This window comes from Nocardioides sp. IC4_145, from assembly GCF_011250565.1.
In the GTDB taxonomy this organism is placed as follows: Bacteria; Actinomycetota; Actinomycetes; order Propionibacteriales; family Nocardioidaceae; genus Nocardioides.
The window spans coordinates 1-734 of sequence record NZ_JAANMS010000092.1; the positions used below are offsets into that span (position 1 = coordinate 1).

Annotated in this window: 1 protein-coding gene; it reads right to left on the minus strand. The window is 70.3% G+C overall.

Annotation, left to right across the window (positions count from 1 at the left end; genetic code table 11):
* Nucleotides 1–268 precede the first annotated feature (268 nt).
* Nucleotides 269–734: PP2C family protein-serine/threonine phosphatase (locus tag G6553_RS20575; RefSeq protein WP_166196999.1), on the minus strand; the 466-nt coding region annotated here is incomplete at its 5' end.

The following is a 734-nucleotide window of genomic DNA, read 5'->3' on the forward strand; positions in this document are numbered from 1 at the left end:
ATCACTCTTCACGCCCCCGGCCACCGCGCTCGCGCGCCGTGAGCCGTCGGCCGCCAGACCGGCCGAAGTGACCGGACCCGCCCGCGGCGAAGGGCCGCATCCGTGCGTCTTCTCGGCCAGAGTGACCGGAGCTGCCGCGATCGGCGCATCCCGGGACGAGTGACCGGGGGCGCCGACGAGTAGCAGTAGGTGCCGCGATGGGTACGAGTTCATGATGCCGGGTCGGAGGGCCGGGCTATCCGGGCCCGAGGGACGTCGGGTTGGTTGATTAGCCGCAGGGCGTGGCTGGGTCTGGCGGGACGTCGTCGGGCACGTCCACGGGTCCGGCTTCGGCGGGGCGCGGCCGGTCTTGCGGGTGAAGTCGCACTGCGACGAGTGCGATGTCGTCGTCTCTGGTGTCGGGGACCATTCGCTTGAGCAGTTCGTCGCAGAACTCTTCGAAGTCGAGATCGGCGGCGGCGAGCTCGGCTACGACGCCGCGGAGCCGCTCGACGCCTTCGTCGATGAGCTGTCCGCGGCGTTCGACGAGGCCGTCGGTGTAGAGGAGGACCGTGGCGCCTCGGGGAAGGGTGACGAGATGTTCGTCGCGCTGGGCGTCGGGGTTCATGCCGAGGATCAGGTTGGCCTCGGGTGCCTGGAGGATCTCGATTCGAGGCCTTTCGCCGTCATCGGCGGGGATGAGGGCGATCGGCGGCGGGTGTCCCGCGTTGGACCAGCGCAGGCGGGTGACGCCT